The organism is Paenibacillus sp. J22R232 (genome assembly GCF_056269165.1).
Genome location: NZ_JBWDNK010000001.1, coordinates 37,535 through 55,871, shown reverse-complemented (window position 1 = coordinate 55,871; position 18,337 = coordinate 37,535). Strand labels below are relative to the sequence as shown.

The following is an 18,337-nucleotide window of genomic DNA, read 5'->3' as shown; positions in this document are numbered from 1 at the left end:
GACATAATTCAAGATTCCCTCATGGACAATTTCAAGATTCCCGCCGCGAGCAGCTGTCAGACGATCAGCAGCCGCTCAGCTTCTTCTAATTGTTGCTCAATCCCGTGAGGCGCATACACGATCCACTTCTCCCACTCCAAAAAACGAAGTTTCTGCTCCTTTACGGCGGGATGCTTCATCCAATTCGGATTAGTCGCCAAAAGACGCAGCACCCGCTGATGATCAAGAGCTGTCTCGCACACGAGGAACAAATAATCCGATTCAAAGTCTGCAATTTCATCCGGCTTGATCGACATCCAGTTAAAGCCGGTGCCAATCCCGTGCTTCGCTTGGGCGTTCGCGATGCGATCCGGCATGGCCATCCCTAGAGACCGATAGAAGACATGGCCAATATTTCTCGTCCCGTACATTCTCAGGTCGTTTTTGCGTACAACGCAAATCGCAGCGGAGGCATCACCGACCGATGCCTTCACCTTTTTCCGGATTCGGTCAGCGTTTCGATTGTGGGCATCCAGCCATTGCAGCGCTTCTTGGCGTCTATCGACAAGCTCGGCGATCTCGCAGTGGTGCGCATAAATGTCATTGCTTGCCCACGGAATGGGAACAATAGGCGCAATATCGTTAATATGGGCTTTCGCTTTGGCGAGTACGTTGTCCTTGCACACGATTAAATCAGGCTTCATATCACTGAATGCTTGGCGGCTCGTTTCCCATGGGTCGGATTCATGCTTGGGCAGCGTAAGCTCCTTCGTCACGAGCGGCATGAAGCGATGCACCTGCGCAGCGCAAGGAACAAGGCCGAGCGTAAACAAATGGTCGGTGTAGGGCGAAGAAAGAGAAATGATGTTCAAATCTTGTTTTTTCGTGTAAATAGTCGGGGAATATCCGTTCGTTTCCTTAAAGCGCCGGCTGAAATAAAACTCATCCACGTAGCCCACGTCAGCTGCTATATCGTTGACAGGCTTGTCCGTCGTGAGAAGCATCTCTTTCGCTTTGTTCATTCGCAGATGGGTCAGATAGGAAACAGGCGTTTTATCCATGGCTTTTTTGAAAATTTGCGAGTAGTACGAGGGGTGAAGCCTTGCCAGCTCAGCCAGCTTATCGACTCGGATCTCCTCTCGATAATGGATTTGCATATAGTCAAGCGTCGATCTCAGGCGGTCAGACAGCTCCTCCCCCCGGGCAGGCCCGGCATGCCGAAGCAGGGCTTGAAGCAAATCGGACAAATGCTGCTGGGCGAGCAGCGGGCTTTTTCCTTGATCCTCGCCAGCGGCAAGCAGGTACAAATACCGCTTAAACAGGCTTCCGCTCAGCTGCAGCCTGCCTTCAAGCGGGAAGCTGAGCTCTCGCCTGTATGACCTGCCGGCATCCGTCTGCTCTGCCAATCGGTACCAATCAAAGGACACGGCATACAGCTCGCTGTCCGGCCCCGTTGCAAGCTCAACCGTCATCGTCTTGCCCGGAGGATATATAAAAAGAAAATCCTTTTCAAAGCTGCATGATTGACCGTCGATCGTCAGCCTGCCTGCACCCTTTGCCAAATAAAGCAAAGTATGCCGGGCTAACGGCGCAGAGCCGTCAACCCAGCTTGGTGCTTGAATGCCTTTTCCGGCATGTCCAATCTCGAAGATAACGTCTTTCAACCAATAATGATGATCAAGCGTGCTCATTTCAGCACCGCTCCTCTCAGCTGCTGCATCGCTGCTTTTGGCAGCAATAATTGAAAATCATTATCAATTGTAAACATTTGTCCCGTTTAAATCAATCTTTTTCAGCTGTATATTTCTTCAATATGATAACGGCATTATGGCCGCCGAAGCCAAACGAATTGGACATGCCGATCTCGATGCTCGCCTTGCGCGCCTTATTCGGCACATAATCGAGATCGCAGGTTGGATCGGATTCTTCTTGGTTGATCGTCGGCGGAATGATGCCCTCCTGCATGCTTTTCACCAACGCAATCGCCTCGGCTCCGCCTGCTGCGCCAAGCATATGGCCGGTCATCGATTTATTCGCCGTAACCGGAATACGGCTGGCTAGCTCGCCGAACAGCTTTTTAATGGCTGCCGTTTCGGAACGGTCACCGATATCCGTACTTGTTGCATGCGCGCTGATAACATCAATCTGATGCGGCTCCAGGCCCGCTTCGCGCAGCGCTGTTTTCATGGCTTGGTAGGCCCCTATCCCTTCAGGGTGCGTGGCTACCATATGATAAGCGTCTGAGCTGGCTCCGTAACCGATGACCTCGGCATGTATCCGCCCCCCCCTGCGCTGCGCATGGGTTAAAGATTCCAGGATAAGAATGCCGGCGCCCTCCGCCATGACGAATCCGTCGCGCCCGGCGTCGAAAGGCCGGCTAGCCTGGGCAGGCTGTTCATTCCGTGTCGAAACGGAGGTCGCGTTGCCGAAGCTGGCTAGCGAAATATCCGTGATCGCGGCTTCCGAACCGCCTGCGATAACGACGTCCGCGCTGCCGGAGCGAATGAGCCTCCAAGCTTCGCCTATGGCCGTATTGCCAATCGAACAAGCGGTCACCGGTGCCATGGATGGACCCTGCGTGCCGAATCTGATGCTGATCATCGCCGCAGCCATGTTCGCAATCATCATGGGAACGAGGGTAGGACTAACCCGGTCAGGCCCTCGATCGCGCAATACCGTCGCTTGGTCCAGCAGCGTCTGGATACCGCCGATTCCGGAGCCTACGTAAACCCCTACGCGCTCGCGGTCCGTGTCCGACATCGAGAGCGCCGCATCTGCCAATGCTTGCTCTGCCGCCGCGACGGCGAACTGGCTGAAGCGGTCCATCCGGCGTGCATCCTTGCGTCCGAACAGCGCTTCCGCGTCAAAATCACGAACGACGCCACCGATTTTTGATTTATGCTTACTCGTATCAAAGGCATCAATCCGGGAAATTCCGGATACGCCGTTCACTAGCCCGTTCCAGAATTGCTCTACGGTGTTCCCTAAGGGAGATACAATACCCATTCCTGTAATAACTACGCGCTCCATGCTATTTCCTCCTTCGTTACTACCTTATAGTTAGTAGTTTGTCACAGCTGGTATCCTATTACAAGTTGTCGTTTATTATAGTATAATGAGTACCACTATAACGGGTTAGAAGGGTTGCCGGATATGATTAACCAAGAAACAAGGCTGCAAGCTTTATCTTCATTCTTAAAATCAAAGCGCGCCAAAATTTCGCCTGAGGCTGCCGGATTCCCAACCGGCACGCGCCGTAGAACGCCCGGCCTTCGCCGCGAGGAGGTTGCGCAGCTGGCCGGTGTAAGCCCTACCTGGTATACGTGGCTCGAGCAAGGCCGGGCGATTAAAGTATCCGGCTCCGTTCTTGAATGCGTAGCAGCCGCGCTGCAGTTGAACGACGATGAACGAAAATATTTATATGCTTTAGCTATGGAGACAAGCCATGCTGCCCCTCCTTTGAATGAGGAGCATTCGGAAATAACGCCATCTTTGAGGCATATCTTGCAGGAGCTGCGCTTCTGTCCAACCATAATCTCTGACCGGCGATGCCAGATTGTCGGCTGGAATGCGGCAGCCTCCCATGTATTCATGGATTTCGAAACGATTCCGGCAGAGCAGCGCAATATGATAAGGCTGCTGTTCGCGCGGAAAGAACTGCGCCGGCTGGCCGGGAATTGGGAGCATTTCGTCGGAGGCTTTCTAGCTATCTTTCGCGCTTACTACGGACAATATGTGCAGGATGATTGGTATGAGCGGTTTATTGAGGAAATGAAGAGCAGCCATCCGGAATTCCAATACTTATGGGAACAAAGCCAGGTCAGCTCCGCACCGGATGTGCTGCTCGAATTTCGCCATGCGAAAGCGGGGAAAATGCTGTTTCACCTAACCTCGTTTCAGGTACAGGGAAACGCGGATTTGCGATGCAGCGTATATACGCCGGCACCGGAAACTTCAACGGAAATGAAGCTGCGCCGGCTGATGGAAAAGCAAGATTAACTTGCATTTCGGATATGCGGATCCGTTGCATGAATCATTGACCGAACGGAATAATCCGCGAACAAATACGGTTCACCAGCGCATGGTCATGACTGATGACCAGCAAGCCGATTTGACGTTTGCTTGCAATCTCCAGCACGGTATGCCAAATTTGAGCTTGCGTAACCGCATCGAGCATCGTCGTCATTTCATCGGCGATTAGAAACATCGTATTCGGGCCAAGCGCTCTTGCTATGCAGCAGCGCTGCAGCTCGCCGCCTGATAATTCGTTCGGATAGCGCCGCAGCCATTCGCTTTTAATGCCAAGCGCGTCGAGCAGCGGAGCATCCGGCGACCAGCCCTCCGTCAGCGTCCTCGCCATGCTCCATCTCGGGTTAACGGCGCGCTCCGGATGCTGGAATATCATCTGGACCGGGTCATAGCCTGTTCGCTTCGGGCTGCGTCCCGGAACGCTCACTTCGCCTGTCATCGGCTTCTCATATCCGGCCAGCAGCCTTCCGAGTGACGTTTTACCGCTGCCGCTTGGGCCTATCAATCCGACCGATTCGCCAGGCTGTACCGCGATGTCATAGCCGCTGAACAACCAAGGACCATTCCCATAGCGCCAGCCGATGCCTTTTCCTTCAAGTCGCATGGAGGCACCTCACCGTTCCGCCTCTTAGCAGGCGCGGCTCGGGTTGCTTCGACATGCAGGACTCAGCGGCCGAAATGCAGCGGTCAGCGAATAGGCAGCCTTGCAGGTTCATGCTATTGGCAGGCTGCGTTCCGGCAAGCGGAATAAAGCCGTTGCCAGGCAAAGCCTGCCATAAAGCTTGGCTATAAGGATGGCGCAGCTGCTCGCCTTCGCCACTGAAATCACTGGCCGGCGCGACCTCTACGACCGCCCCAGCGTAAATAACCGCAACTCTATCCGCGATCTGGATGGCCGCTTCGATGTCATGCGTGATTAACAGTACCGCGCATCCTTCTTCAGCCAGCTGCTTGAAGTGCCTCAAAGCTTCCGCAACGTCCGCGGGATGCATGCCTGGCGTAGGCTCATCCGCAATGATCAGCCGTGAGCGGCTGTGAGCAGCCGTTGTTACGAGCACTTTGCGTGCCATGCCGCCAGAGAGCTGGAAAGGAAACAACCGATTGACATGCTCCCCTAGCCCCAATCGCGCGAATAGGCTTTTCCGTTCGCTAACCTGTGACTTGCCGTCTAGCTTCGTCCGAAGCTGGCTTCCAACGCGCATAAGCGGATTCAAGTAGGTCACCGATTGCGGGACAAGCGATATCTCATTGCCTCTGTATTGCCTGAGCTTGTGTTCATCCAACGGCTCTCCGCCATATCGAATGCTTCCGGAATAGACGGCATTAGCCGGAAGAATGCCCATGATTGCGTGCGCGAGCAGGCTTTTCCCCGAGCCGCTTGCACCTACCACAGCAACGATCTCGCCTTCGTTAACGGCCAAGTCCAGATTTTCCATGACGGTAACTGTCTGTTGACTGCTGCCTTTTGCGTATTGCCGGAATGATATCGATAATTGCGTTACCTCTAAGAGTGCCATCGGGCCTCCTCCTCTCCGTGCGGGCGCTACTGATCCCAAACCTAAATGCTAAAGATGCGTATGCCTCGGGTCCACGAGCTGCCGCAGGTGATTGCCGAGCTTATCGAATGCCCTTACAGTCAGCAGCAGGCCTAAGCCGGGGAATACGGCCAGCCACCACATGCCGGTAGACAAATAACGCATGGACTCCGATAGTATGATGCCGATAGCCGGCTGATGCGGCGACATGCCGAGGCCTAGAAAGGTAATCGCCGCTTCATGCAGTACCGCATGCGGGAATAGGACAAGAAACCCGACCAGCAATTGCGGAAGCAAATGGGGCGCCAAATGACGTGTCGCGACCTTAAAGCGGGAGCTTCCCAGCTTTCTCGCGACGAGTACATACTCCGCTGCCATCAGCTGCATGGCTTCCGCTCGAATGATTCTGGCTAAGCTGGGCCAGTGAGTGAGCATGATGCCGATCGCAATGCCTTTAACCCCTCCGCCGCATACGAATGCGATCAGGATGAGCATCACGAGATGCGGCACGCTCAAGCATACGTCGATCAGCCAGCTGATGATGCGGTCAACGGTGCGCCCAAGCGTAGCGGCCATTATGCCCATCGCCGCTGCGATGACAACGCTGCAGGCTGCGCCGAGCAAACCGACCTTTATGCTTAGGGCAAGGCCCTTAACGGTACGGGAGAGCATGTCCCTCCCAAGCCAATCGGTGCCGAATAAATGGGTCATCGATGGCGCTAGGTTTCGGTTCTCAAGCTGGACGGATAGGCCCGAAGTGCCAAGCAGCCAGCTTCCGGCAGCGATTCCAGCAAGAAGAATGGCTGCCAGTACCGTAGAAGCGAAGGCTCTGCGCCGTTCGTTCCAGCGGCTCGCCCCGTTTATTTTGACGACTGCGGAAGCCTGCTTCATCGCCTAGCCCCCTTCTCCAGCCTAAGCCTTGGGTCTACGATACGGTAAAAGTAATCCGCCAGCGTATTTCCCGTAAATACAAACAGCGTGCTGCAAAGCACGAGTCCCATCAACAATGGCACATCCCCTCGAAGGCCGGCTTCTACCGTCGCTTGCCCTAAGCCTGGATAAGAAAAAACCTGCTCCGCAAGAACGGCCCCCCCGAACAATTCGCCAAACGAAGCGAATTGAAGCGTGATCGCGGGAAGCATAATGTTGCGCAGCGCATGATTGAAGAAAAGACGCGACCCCCGTTCTCCTCTTGCTCTGGCGAATAATATAAAGTCGCTGTCCATCACCTCGATAAGCTTCTGGCGCGTGTGCAGCGCGATCGGTGCAATCCCAACGATGCTAAGCGTCATTCCCGGCAATATCATATGCCGGACGTAATCGAAGATTGTGACGCTGCCTGCCAGCATCCCGGCAGGCACACCAAGGCCGACCGGCAGCCAGCCCAGCCATACGGCAAATACCATCATAAGCAGAAGCCCGACCCAGAAGGCCGGCGTTGAGGCAAGCGTGTAGCAATAGCCGGTTATGACGCGGTCGAGCCAGGTGCCTTTCCGCAGGGCAGCTGCGGCTCCTGCCGTGAATCCGATGATACCGGATAAGGTCCATGCGAATGCCATTAGCCATACCGAATGCATAAAGCGATCTCCAATGACTTTTGTTACGGCTTCGCGGTAAATCATGGAGGTTCCTAGATCGCCTCGAAGCAGCGCGCCAGCCCACTTCAGGAATCGCTCGGCGAACGGCCTGTCGAGTCCCCAGTACGCGGCAATGGCTTCCCGCTGCTCCGCGCCGACACGCATCACATCGGCGCCAATATAGGATTGAACCGGATCAATCGGCGACATCGCAACCAGAGCAAACGTAATGATGCTCACGGTAGCCAGCAGCAGAAAAAGACGAATTATTTTTTTACCCGTGAATACGGCCATTCCTCGCAGCATGTGCAATCCTCTTCCCGTTGCCGTTATTTCCAGCCCCAGCTTTCAATGTTATCCGTTACCGGCCAGCCGTGGCCGTGCGGTTGAATCCGCTGTTTCCCGATATCCAAGCCGTCCTTCACTAAATACAGATGATCAATGTTGACAAGCCAAGCCCAAGGAGCGTCTCCTTTGACGCTTAGGCCCGTTTCTCCGTCCCACTGCGCTTTTTTCCAGTATTCGATCGATTCCTCCTCGGTACGAGCCTCAAGCGCCTGCTCAAACCATTTGTCTACGGCCGGATTGCTGTAATATCCCGTATTGTAATAATCGATTCCGCCGAATTCACTGCTGTAAAGATTGTACATTTCGAGCGGATCATGGCTGCCCCATCCAAGCAAAATGGCATTGGCATGCATGAGCTTCTCCAGCTCGTCCCAGCTTTTTCCTTCTACGTTGATTCGAATGCCGGCTTCCTTGACCATCTCTGCGGCCGCAAGCGCCAGCGATTGCCTCGTAACGTCGCCTGCCGGATACAGCAGCGTAAATTCCGCCTTTAGCCCGTCCTTCTCCGCGACTCCGTCGTTATCGCTGTCCGACCAGCCTCCGTCCTGCAAAATGCGGAGCGCCGCATCCGCGTCGTGATATTCTAGCTTCGTATCCTCGTTCCACCATGGCAAGCCGTCATTTGCGGTATAAGCTGGCGAGCCGTAGCCCTCCAATACTCCCTCGACCAATTGCTCACGGTCGATCACGGTGTTTATCGCAAGACGAATCGCTTTATCAGCCGTTACGTCATTGCCAATCGCATATCCCTTGTCTGTTTTCCCGCCCGCTTTGACATAAGGAAATGCAATGCCGCGGTTATCGACCGTTTTCACCGCTTCCAGCCGCATGCCCGCGACCTTTTGGCCGCTGAACGCGGAAGGGATATAAGCTACGTCCACGCTTCCTGCTTTTGCAGCAGCGAAGGCAGCATCCTCATTCAAGAACAAAAACGTCAGCTTATGGAACGACGGCTTCTTGCCGTAGTAATGCTCATTTGCCTCTACGATGAGCTGCTGTCCGCGGTCCCATTGCACGAACGTGAAGGGACCCGAACCGATTGGCTGCTCCGCGTACGAGCTGCTGTATGCATGCTTTGGCACGATGCCAGTCGTAATCAAATAATAGACAAAGGTCGACTGCGGCTTCTTAAGCTGAAATATGACTTCATTTTCTCCTGCAGTTACAGCTGCCAGATTCGTCAAATCGATCGCCGAGCCGTTACTCGCCGACGTATCGAACGTGAACTTAACGTCTTCGGACGTCAGCGGCTTCCCATCCGAGAAAACGACGTCCTCGCGCAGCTGGATTGTCCACGTTAACCCATCCTCGCTTACTTCGTAGCTCGTTGCCAAGTCGCCTTCGATTTTCAAATCGTCATCCCGCTTGAGCAGCGTGCTCTGGAATAACGGAGATCCATAGCGTCCCCAGCCTTTTGTCGGGTCGAAGCCCGTATCGGGTTCTGCACCGATTGCCACGATAAGGGAATCTGATTTAGCCGTGCTGCTCGGCGGCTTAGCCGCACTGCAGCCATTTGCGATGATTAGAATAGCCAAAAAAGAAATGATCGTTAATCTTATTTTTTTCAAAACAATCCCGCCCGTCAATGTTAAGTTAAGTAACACAAATATGGGATATTGTAACACGTTTTATTCAGAATATCATTATATTCTCTCTATCATCCATGATTATGGCATAAAAAAAGACAACCTCGCATGGCCGAGCTGACCATGGAGATAGCCTTTAATTTGAACCATTCTAGCACCAAGAAGCATAAATCACTTTTGAACGGTGTACATTTTAACCACTCCAAAACGGAATTATAGCAATTCTATGTATGCTTATGCTCCTTTGTAGCGTCATGCTTATCGGCGTAGGTAACGGACAGCTCCGCGTAAATAACGCCCTTCTGCGCTTGAATCTGCTGATGGAGCGAGCGCAGCCGTGCGAGCTCGCCTCTTACGACGATAACCTCCAAGCATTGGTCATGATTCAAATGAACATGCATATTCGAGATGATGTCATGGTGAAAGCGATGCTGTACTTCCATCAAGACGATCGGAAGATCGCTGACATGATGGTCATAGACAAGCACGATTGTGCCTGCCACATACTCATCCCCATGCATGCGGGAAGGCTCGAGCAAGGAGCGCCTTGCCATATCCCGTATCGCTTCCGAGCGGTTCGTATATCCTTGTTCGTCAATATACCGGTCAAACTGCTCGATTAAAGGTGCCGGGAAGGAGACTCCGAACCGGACCAGCTCTTCCTTTTCAGCCATGTGCTTCACACCTGCCTGCTTTAATTTGTTAACGTGCTCAAACATGCAAACTCGCTTTTACGCGATCGGGTAATCAATGACAATAACGTTCTCGATCAAGCCATCCAGCATCGCTACGAAGCTCTGGTGGGCAGGATGCGGACCGTAATCTTGTAAAGCCTGCCGATCGGTGAAGGTAACCCTTAGGCCAAGCATATAACCTTGAATATTGCCTGTTTCCAGCGTTTCATTGCGGCCAGCCGTCAGCTCGACGATACCTGGAACTTGTGTCTTAAGCGCATGAAGCGCCTCCAGCAGCTCCGCTTCCTTGCTTGGGGACAACGCTTCTTTGAACTTAAAAGATACCAAATGCTCGAACATGTTAATCGGATTCCCCTCTCATGCTTTTCGCGTAATTTCTACCTATCATACCATGTAGCCCAGCCTATATGGTAACCTTCAATTGGATGGGGCATAATACTTCCAATTGGTTCTGTACAATCCATGCGCAGTCCGTTACCGTTATCATTGTACATCAAATACCTACTATTATTGTTAAAGGATGAACCCGCCATGTGGAAACCTGACCGCTCAGACCCCATGCCGTTATACCGGCAAATTGTCGAGCATATCGAGCGCGGTATCACCTATGCGCAGCTCCCCCCTGGCAGCGTGCTTCCTTCCGAGCGTAAGCTGGCCGGGCAACTCGGCGTCAACCGCAGCACCGTCGTTCAAGCTTACGAGGAGCTGCGGGCTTCGGGGCTAGTGGAAAGCACCGTTGGCAGCGGCACGCGCGTAAGCTTGACCAAGTGGGGCGTCTCTCCCATGCACACGCCGAATTGGCGTTTATATACGGAGGGCGGCACCTTCCTTCCCAACCTGCCATTTATGAGAAGAATACGGGAAGTGACGCAATATGACTCATCCGTCATTAACATGGCTAGCGGCGAGCTTGCATCGGATCTTTTCCCGAATCGGATCGTGAGCCGTATTTTACGCGAGGAGTCGTTCGATGAGCATTTGGGCTACGACGACCCGCAGGGCTATTTGCCGCTCCGGCAAGCCATTGCGCGCAAGCTGCTGCAGGATCAGAACATGGTTGCATCAGAATCATCCATGTTGGTCACATCCGGGTCGCAGCAATCCTTATATTTGATTACGCAGTGCTTGTTATCGCCTGGCGATGCGGTAGCCATCGAGGATCCCTCCTATACCTATTCGCTTCCGATGTTTCAATCGGCAGGCTTGCGCATTTTCCGGCTTCCCGTCCATGCGGATGGCATCAATCCCGAGGACATTATCACGCTGTATAAGAACCACCGTATCCGAATGGTCTTTTTGAATCCCAATTATCAGAACCCTACCGGCACTACCTTAAGCGATGCCAAAAAAAGAAGAGTGCTTGCCATTGCCGCCGACCTGCGCATTCCGATCGTAGAGGACGATCCGTTCAGCTTGACCGACTTCCGCGGCAGCATTCCGACATCGCTTAAGGCGCTGGACAAAGACGGCATCGTCCTGTATATCGGATCGCTTTCCAAAACGGCTGCCTCCGGCCTTCGCATTGGCTGGCTGGTTGCTCCCCAATCGGTCGTAGACCGTCTCTCTGACGCGAGGCAGCAGATGGATTTCGGCTTGAGCATTCTTGCGCAGTGGACTGCGGAGCGTCTGCTTGCCTCAGACGAATTCGGCATGCATATCAAGGAGCTGCGCCAATCGCTGCAGCAGAAGCAGCTTCTTATGGTGGAGGCGCTCACGCAAACCCTGCAAGATCGAATCAGCTTCGTCCCGCCCGTTGGCGGCCTGAATGTATGGTGCAAAATCAATCGAGCCGTCGATGACGGCAAATTGCTTGAGGAAGCGATCAAACGCGGCGTCGTGTTTGTGCCCGGGAGCGTATACGGATCAGAGCCGGGGCATGTTCGCCTCAGCTACGCCAAGCCGGGGCCCGACGAAATAGCGACAGGCGTCTCGGCCTTCGCGCAAGCCTTGGAGCACTGCTAACAGGAATGAGAGGAGATGTTTGCGATGACTTACATTATTATTTTGAGCGCTTTGTTTTTTGGCGGCATTATTTACATCCTGCTGGCTGGTGCCGGCATCGTCCGTGACGACAACCATATACAGGACCAGATCTTGCAGAGAATGAATGAAGGGCACTAAAAACAACTATCTCCTATAGTTACTTATGGGAACAAAAAAATGGCTGTACAGGTTTCACATCCTGTACAGCCGTTTCTATATGTCCTGCCTACAAACGCTGAATATTAAATTCAAACGCCAGCTCTTGATTCGCCGGAATCAAATACTCGCCGTGAACCGGCGCACCCCAGCTGTCGTCACCGCCAACGCCCATCTGTCTGCCTGCTACCGTGATCACGGTATAATGCACGTTTGGCAGCTCATAGTGATGATATGCGCTCTCGAGCTCAAATGCAGTGTATGGTGAAATATTGCATTCCACCGGCTGCTTGGCAGGCGCCGTAATCCGAATGCCCTGGCCGTAGTCATTGCTGACGCTAACGCGGCGAACGCCTGTGCGGTTGCCTGATTCCTGAGGCACTACATAACCCGATACGTTATCTGCGGCATCGTTCTGGAATTCACCCAATCTGGCCCCGAACGCCCGGTCGATATAGTTTTCTTCCGGACCCATTGCGTACCAATCCAAATGGCAGTAATCGGCCGGAACCTTGAATGAAAGCGCGAAAATCGGCAGCTTCGGCAAGCCCTCGACGCCTACATATCGCGATTTCACATGCAAGCTTCCGTCTGGCTTCACGGTATAAGCAACGAAAACATGAACATCTGCGCTAATGCTTAGCTTATAGTCAAAGGTGACGGTTGCGCTGCCTGCTTCCTCGACAAGCTGCACGCTGATGCACTTGCGCGTCAGGCTTGCAGCAAACCAAGCGCCAGAATCGAAACCAAGCGCGAAACCTTTGTCATTATCGGTCGTTGCACGCCAGAACAACGGTGCCGGCGGGATTGCAATCATCTCCCTGCCTGCGTAATTAACCGAAATCAGCGTGCCGGCTTGCTTCGAGAACATGATGCTGAAATCGCGTCCATGCACGCCGATATTAACATCGCCCTGAACGACTCTAAGCGATCCTTCCTGCCGCGCTTCAACGTGATTGCTCTCCGTAACGAATACATGTTGACCGAACGAAATTTCGTGGCCGGCATCTGCCCATAGATTGCCTTCTTTCAAATGAAGCGAAGCATGAATGGCGTATTCGCCAGGCTCGTCCGTGTTTGGCAGCGACAGCTCCACATACGCTTCGGATTGCGCATCGACCGCAATGCTCTGCGCGCTGCGGAATATCTCTTTCCCTTCAAGATGCAGCGCGATCACCAGTTCATAAGCATCCGTTCCCTCGAACAGATTCTCGTTGATGATTTTCACGCCGCTGCGGTTAGGAAGGAGCTTGATGTTTTGGTACAGGAACTTCACTTCCTGCATCTTAGGCGATTCCTTGCGATCCGCGAATACGATGCCGTTCGTACAGAAGTTATAATCCGTCGCCCGGTCGTCGAAATCGCCGCCGAAAGCCAAAAACTCTTTGCCGTAACGGTCTTTTTTCACGATAACCTGATCGATATAATCCCAAATGAATCCGCCTTGATACATCGGATATTTCTGCTCAAGCTCCGTGTATTTGTGCATGCCGCCAACCGAGTTGCCCATCGCATGCATATATTCGCAGCTGATGTATGGCTTCTGCGGGTCAGCGTTCAAATATTCCTCGATATCGGCAGGTTTCGCATACATCCGGCTCTCCATGTCGCTGGTCGCATCGTATGTCCGGTTATGGAATACGCCCTCGTAATGAACGAGCCTGCTCGGATCCGTCTCGCGGAAATAATGGGATACGTTCAGCAGCACCTCACCGGCATATGCCTCGTTGCCGACAGACCAAATCAGAATGGATGGATGATTCTTATCCCGTTCCACCATCGAAATCGCGCGATCCATTACGATCGGCTGCCATTCCGGTTTGTTCTCCGGAATGTTCCAGGACGGCTCAACCGCGCCCATTTTTTGCCATGAGCCATGCGTCTCTAGGTTCATCTCGTCAATTACATAAACACCATAAATATCGCAAAGCTCGTACCATAACGATTGGTTCGGGTAATGGGAGGTGCGAACGGCGTTTAGATTGTTGCGCTTAAGGGTAGCAATATCCCACAGCATGTCTTCCTTCGTGATGGAACGGCCTCTGCGGCTGTTGAATTCATGGCGGTTAACGCCTTTGAACACGATACGTTTCCCGTTGAGATGCATAACCTTGTCAATCATTTCGAAGTTGCGGAAACCTACTCTTTGCGGAACGGCTTCAACCAGCTTGCCTTCTGAATCGAACACCGATATATAAAGCATATACAAATAAGGCTTCTCCGCGCTCCACGGCGTTACTTGTCCGGCATCTATCGACACGGTTGCTTTACTGTCCCCGAACGAATCGGCTTTGCCTGTTGCGACTATTTGACCGTCTGCATCCTTCAAGGTCAAGGTCACGCTGGACGGCTGCTCGCCTGCCAGCTTCAAATCTACGCGTAATTGACCGTTCTTGTAAGCTTGGTCAAGCTCTGCATGAACGAACAGGTCATGAACGTGAATGCTAGGAACCGTATATAAATATACATCGCGGAAAATGCCTGAAAAACGCCAAAAATCCTGATCCTCCAGCCAGCTGCCCGTGCTCCGTTGATACACTTCTACCGCTAGCTTATTCTCGCCTTCAATCAGAAACGGAGTCAAATCGAATGCCGATGGCGTGAAGCTGTCTTCGCTATAACCGACAAATTGCCCGTTCAACCATAAATAGAAGGCGGACTCTACCCCTTGAAACGAAAGATACACAGGCTTGCCTTGCATATTGCCCGGCACCGAAAAATATTTCACGTAGCTGCCAACCGGATTATGATCCTCGGGAATGGCAGGAGGACGAATATCATTGTGGCCGTCCCACGGATACATCGTATTCACGTATTGAGGTTTGCCAAAGCCCTGCAGCTGAATATGGCCAGGAACTTCAATGCTGCTCCAGCCGTTGCAGTCATAGTCCGCTTCATGAAATAGCGCTGGACGATCGGCAGGTTTAACGGAATAAGCGAATTTCCAGCTGCCGTTCAATGAGTGGCGAAGTGCCATTGGCGCTTCCTTCTCGGCTTCCTCCACCGTCTCGTAATAACGGTGGTCAGAGTGCGCCGGCAATCGGTTCACCGCAAATACGCTCACATCCGTGAGCCAGCTCACATTCGGTTTCATTGTTGTCATTGCGATTTCCCCTTATAGTCATGTAAAAGTCAGGAGGCACGTATCGAGCACGCGGCCGCCTGACTTTTCGTGTACCTATTTCACTGAGCCAGTCATTCCCGCTACGAAGTGCTTCTGCATTAAGAAGAACACAAGCGCCGTTGGTATCGTTGAAATAACGATAGCTGTCATAATAATACCATAATCAGGCGAATAGCTTGATCCTAAATTAGATATCAGCATCGGCACCGTTTTCTTCTCCGGCGATTGCAAGACGATTAGCGGCCACAAGTAGTTGTTCCAGCTTGACATAAAGGTAATAATGCCAGCTGCCGCGTATGTCGTCTTCATCGTTGGCATAAAGATTCGGAAGAAGAGACTGATCTCGTTCAGTCCGTCGATTCGACCTGCTTCAAGCAGCTCCCGCGGAAACATTTTCGTGTTCTGGCGGAAGAAGAAAATAAGAAACGCAGTCGTAAACGTCGGCAGAACGACTCCAGACAACGTATCCAAACCGATAAACGGTACAACCTGCGAAAGTTTGCCGAACATTTGGAACAATGGCACCATAATAGCCGCGAAAGGAATCATCATCGAAAGCAGCAGGATGCTAAATACGACATCCTTTGCTTTACTGCGGTAGATTTCAAAGCCATAACCGGCTAAAGATGCGATAACCATCGCCAGAATCGTTGTCGTGACAGAAATTTTCGCCGAATTCAGCAATGCCGGCACGATATCAACGGTATCGAATAGCTGTTTAAGATTCTCGATAAGCTGTCCGCCGGGAAGCAATCTCCCTTGGGTTACGTCAGCCGATTTATTGGTAGCGCTGATGATCATCCAAAGAAACGGGAAGATCGATATGAAGGCAAGCAAGCTTAGAAAGATATAGATAAATACACGCTTTAGCTTATCCATTTTTATCACCTGCCGCTTTGAACTGAATAAATGCCAAGATAATGATCATAATCACGATGGAGTATGATACTGTAGCTGCGTAGCCGAAATCGGCTGAGTATTTGAAGGAAAGGTTATAAATATATTGCGAGATGGACATGGAAGCATTACCCGGTCCGCCCTTCGTAATATTGACAACCTCATCAAACAATTGCAGCGTTCCGATGGTTGACGTTATGGATGTAAACAATATGATTGGCTTGAGCAAAGGAACGGTAATTCCAAAAAATTGCCGTGTTGACGAAGCACCGTCGATTTTTGCAGCCTCATATATGGAATGGTCGATATTTTGAAGCGCGGACAAATAAAAGATCATGTTATAGCCCGTCCAGCGCCATGTGATTGCGATAATAACGGTAACTTTCGCCCAGAATGGATCCGTAATCCACTGAATCGGCGCAGCGATCAAATGAAGATTGGTCAACAGCTTATTGACTAGTCCTTCAGATGCGAACAAATATTTAAAGATGACGGAATACGCTACGAGCGAGGTAACGGCCGGCAAGAAAATAGCCGTTCGGAAAAATCCTTTAAACTTCAGTTTACTGTCGTTAAGCAATACAGAAATAAACATAGCAAGCACGATCATTACCGGAACTTGAATGATCAAGTAGATAAATGTATTCTTTAATGCCGTCAAAAACGTTTTGTCAGTGAACAAGCGGACATAGTTGTCAAATCCGACGAAATCGAGATTCATGCCTTTACCCGATTTGAATGATAGCAACAACGCTTGAATCATTGGATAGAAATAGAATGCTACAATCATTACGACCGCCAGAATGATAAACATCCATCCGGTCAAATTAGCTCTAGTGCGAATTTTCACGCCAGGCCTCGCTGCTTTCACGTTAGCCTAACCCCTCTCTTGACGGTTATAAAACCTGGGGAGACTTCCCCTGATCCAGCAGCCGCAGTATTCGCTTGGCACCGGAAAAGGAAAAGTCTCAGGTTTTATTTCTCAGCCGTATGGTCTAGTTTATTTCACTTGTGTTTCGGCTTGTGCTTGCGCATCTTTCAGTACATCGTCGATTGCCTTGCCGCCAAGGTAATTTTGCATTTCTACGACAAGAATATCTTCTACCGCATACGTGTGCATGCCATAGTTCACGTTAGGAATTTGTTCTGTCCATTTCGCGAAATCCTCGATTACTTTTTGGCCGCCGAAGAACTCGTCAGCTTGCTTGTATGCATCGCCCGCTGCTGCAGCTTTTAGCGTACCGATTGCACCGATTTCAGTAACAAGCTTCTGGTAAAGATCAACATCAGAACCGAACGTTTGCTTCAAGAACTCGGCTGCTGCTTCTTTGCCGTCAACGTTCATAACGTACCATGAGCTGCCGCCAAGGTTGGACGCGTGAACAGCGCCTTCAGCGTTCGTCAATTTAGGGAAAGGAACGACTGCCCATTTGCCTGATTGCGATGCTTCTGCTTTAACGGATGCCGTGATCCAGTTTCCTGTAGGAATGGAAGCAACCTCGCCGCCGTTGAATGCGCCAACGAATTGGCTCCAGTCAGAATTCGCTTTGACAATATCTGCATCCATCATTTCTTTGTATGTTTCGAAAGCTTCTTTAAGGGCTGCATTGTCTGCAAGATTTGGTGTAGTACCATCTTCTTTCAGGTACCATGATCCAGCAGATTGAATCATCATGCGGATAAGTCCAAGATCGTTAGGATCTTGCGTAAGCAATGATTTTCCGGTTTTTTCTTTAACTGCTTTGCCGATTTCGATAAATTTTTTCCAATCGATATCCTGCAGGTCAGCGACTTTGTAGCCCGCTTGCTCCAAATAGTCTGTTCTTACATATAAGCCGGCTACGCCAGAGTCGAACGGAACACCGTATTGTTTGCCGTCGAGGCTTGTAGGTCCGATTTTGTAATCCGCGAAATCTTCAGCATTGATGAACTCCGAAAGATCAAAGAATGCTTCAGGGTAAGCTTGCAAGAAGCTTTGCGCACGGTAATCTTCAATCAATACGATTGTCGGCAAGCTTTTTGTTGTACCAGCGTTCAAGCCCGCATTCAGCTTTTGAATGATATCGGCTTGTGCGTTCTCCACGATGTTAACCTTAAGGTCTGGATTTTTAGCTTTGTAAGCTTCGCTTGCACGTTCCATAGCGCCAATGTTGAACGCTTTATCCCATGCCCATACCGTAATTTCTTTCGTGCCTTCAGCAGCAGTGCCGCCGTTGTTTGGTGCATTGTTTTCCTTACTTGAGCATGCTGTCAGCAATACGAAGCTGGCAAGCACAACCGCGAGTAGTTTTTTCAATTCCATTCAACCCCTTTAACTAAACTGATATTTCTCTTAAGCAATTACTGGCTAACGGTTATCAGTATAACAATTCATTAAATTGACTCGTTAGCAAAATATTTGTGCGGATTTGTCATTCTATTGTTACCT

16 protein-coding genes are annotated in these 18,337 nt (G+C 51.4%); 3 read left to right on the top strand and 13 right to left on the bottom strand.

Annotated elements, in window-relative coordinates; all coding sequences use genetic code 11:
- Positions 1-56: 56 nt before the first annotated feature.
- Positions 57-1,670, bottom strand: a complete 1,614-nt coding sequence (locus AC0YN3_RS00245) for a helix-turn-helix domain-containing protein (RefSeq protein ID WP_475773175.1) — start codon at positions 1,668-1,670, stop codon at positions 57-59.
- Positions 1,671-1,761: 91 nt separating this feature from the next.
- On the bottom strand, positions 1,762-3,009 hold the full coding sequence (fabF, locus tag AC0YN3_RS00240) for a beta-ketoacyl-ACP synthase II (protein WP_475773174.1): 1,248 nt from the start codon (positions 3,007-3,009) through the stop codon (positions 1,762-1,764).
- A gap of 126 nt (positions 3,010-3,135) precedes the next feature.
- Here fabF and AC0YN3_RS00235 point away from each other — a divergent pair, with 126 nt between their 5' ends.
- Positions 3,136-3,978 (top strand): helix-turn-helix transcriptional regulator, encoded by an 843-nt coding sequence (locus tag AC0YN3_RS00235; protein WP_475774245.1) that lies wholly within the window; start codon positions 3,136-3,138, stop codon positions 3,976-3,978.
- Between the two features lie 34 nt (positions 3,979-4,012).
- Here AC0YN3_RS00235 and AC0YN3_RS00230 read toward each other — a convergent pair whose 3' ends face one another.
- From AC0YN3_RS00230 to AC0YN3_RS00200, 7 genes are all read right to left on the bottom strand, one after another.
- Entirely contained in the window at positions 4,013-4,612 is a 600-nt protein-coding gene (locus AC0YN3_RS00230) for an ABC transporter ATP-binding protein (RefSeq protein WP_475773173.1), read from the bottom strand.
- On the bottom strand, positions 4,602-5,525 hold the full coding sequence (locus tag AC0YN3_RS00225) for an oligopeptide/dipeptide ABC transporter ATP-binding protein (RefSeq protein WP_475773172.1): 924 nt from the start codon (positions 5,523-5,525) through the stop codon (positions 4,602-4,604). Before AC0YN3_RS00225 ends, AC0YN3_RS00230 begins: the two co-directional genes overlap by 11 nt.
- A gap of 48 nt (positions 5,526-5,573) precedes the next feature.
- Complete coding sequence (locus AC0YN3_RS00220; protein WP_475773171.1) at positions 5,574-6,434, bottom strand: ABC transporter permease; 861 nt, start codon at positions 6,432-6,434, stop codon at positions 5,574-5,576.
- A complete protein-coding gene (locus AC0YN3_RS00215) occupies positions 6,431-7,426 on the bottom strand; it encodes an ABC transporter permease (protein ID WP_475773170.1) in 996 nt (331 codons plus the stop codon). Before AC0YN3_RS00215 ends, AC0YN3_RS00220 begins: the two co-directional genes overlap by 4 nt.
- A gap of 23 nt (positions 7,427-7,449) precedes the next feature.
- Entirely contained in the window at positions 7,450-9,042 is a 1,593-nt protein-coding gene (locus tag AC0YN3_RS00210) for an ABC transporter substrate-binding protein (protein WP_475774244.1), read from the bottom strand.
- 236 nt (positions 9,043-9,278) lie between these two features.
- Entirely contained in the window at positions 9,279-9,728 is a 450-nt protein-coding gene (gene nikR, locus AC0YN3_RS00205) for a nickel-responsive transcriptional regulator NikR (protein ID WP_475773169.1), read from the bottom strand.
- A gap of 57 nt (positions 9,729-9,785) precedes the next feature.
- Positions 9,786-10,088 carry a Dabb family protein gene (locus AC0YN3_RS00200; protein ID WP_475773168.1) on the bottom strand — a complete coding sequence of 101 codons (303 nt, stop codon included), beginning with the start codon at positions 10,086-10,088 and terminating at the stop codon, positions 9,786-9,788.
- Positions 10,089-10,280: 192 nt separating this feature from the next.
- Between AC0YN3_RS00200 and pdxR the strand changes: the two genes are divergently transcribed.
- Entirely contained in the window at positions 10,281-11,711 is a 1,431-nt protein-coding gene (gene pdxR, locus AC0YN3_RS00195; RefSeq protein ID WP_475773167.1) for a MocR-like pyridoxine biosynthesis transcription factor PdxR, read from the top strand.
- A gap of 24 nt (positions 11,712-11,735) precedes the next feature.
- Positions 11,736-11,870: a hypothetical protein gene (locus AC0YN3_RS00190; RefSeq protein ID WP_475773166.1), complete on the top strand. Its 135-nt coding sequence runs from the start codon at positions 11,736-11,738 to the stop codon at positions 11,868-11,870.
- 88 nt (positions 11,871-11,958) lie between these two features.
- On the opposite strand, the gene lacZ is transcribed toward AC0YN3_RS00190, so the two are convergent.
- The 4 genes from lacZ to AC0YN3_RS00170 form a co-directional block, all read right to left on the bottom strand.
- Positions 11,959-14,991 (bottom strand): beta-galactosidase, LacZ type, encoded by a 3,033-nt coding sequence (lacZ, locus tag AC0YN3_RS00185; RefSeq protein ID WP_475773165.1) that lies wholly within the window; start codon positions 14,989-14,991, stop codon positions 11,959-11,961.
- Positions 14,992-15,066: 75 nt separating this feature from the next.
- A complete protein-coding gene (locus tag AC0YN3_RS00180) occupies positions 15,067-15,891 on the bottom strand; it encodes a carbohydrate ABC transporter permease (RefSeq protein ID WP_475773164.1) in 825 nt (274 codons plus the stop codon).
- The gene (locus tag AC0YN3_RS00175; protein WP_475774243.1) at positions 15,884-16,723 is read right to left on the bottom strand and encodes a carbohydrate ABC transporter permease; all 840 of its coding nucleotides are present in this window, start codon (positions 16,721-16,723) and stop codon (positions 15,884-15,886) included. Before AC0YN3_RS00175 ends, AC0YN3_RS00180 begins: the two co-directional genes overlap by 8 nt.
- 186 nt (positions 16,724-16,909) lie before the next feature.
- Positions 16,910-18,205: an ABC transporter substrate-binding protein gene (locus AC0YN3_RS00170; protein ID WP_475773163.1), complete on the bottom strand. Its 1,296-nt coding sequence runs from the start codon at positions 18,203-18,205 to the stop codon at positions 16,910-16,912.
- Positions 18,206-18,337 lie beyond the last annotated feature (132 nt).